The sequence below is a fragment of the Mycobacterium sp. DHQP2018-32-09 genome (assembly GCF_058148405.1).
The window spans coordinates 1-460 of sequence record NZ_JBYVYK010000138.1; the positions used below are offsets into that span (position 1 = coordinate 1).

Here is a 460-nt window from a genome sequence, read left to right on the forward strand (position 1 = left end):
TACCTTCCATTACTTATGACCACCTTTCTGTTTATCAAAATAGTGGTGTTTTTTCAAAAATTCTTCTGCGACGACAGCAGGTTCTTTACCTTTACCATCCGCTTCATAATTCAAGCGTTGCATCTCTGAAGTTGAAATCTTTCCAGTCAACTTATTAATCGTCGTTTTAAGTTCTGGGTGTTGGCGTAATAATTCATTTGTTGCAACAGCACTCGCAGCATAAGGTGGGAAAAATTGTTTATCATCTTTAAGTACTTTCAAATCATACGCGGCAATTCGACCATCTGTAGAATAACCTAATGCAACGTCTAACTTCTCTGAGTTTAATGCGTCGTAGACTAGACCTATTTGCATTGGTCTCACTGTACCAAAGTCGAAACCATACTCTTTTTTAAATCCTTCATAGCCATCGCCTTTACGATTCATCCATGAACTATCCATACCTAAACGTAAATCTTTA

The 460-nt window shown here is 37.4% G+C and carries 1 protein-coding gene; it reads right to left on the reverse strand.

Translation table 11 applies throughout. The features are described from left to right. Nucleotides 1-9 precede the first annotated feature (9 nt). A partial coding sequence (locus AC30CM_RS27045) for a glycine betaine ABC transporter substrate-binding protein (protein ID WP_049211209.1) occupies nucleotides 10-460 on the reverse strand: 451 nt, incomplete at its 5' end.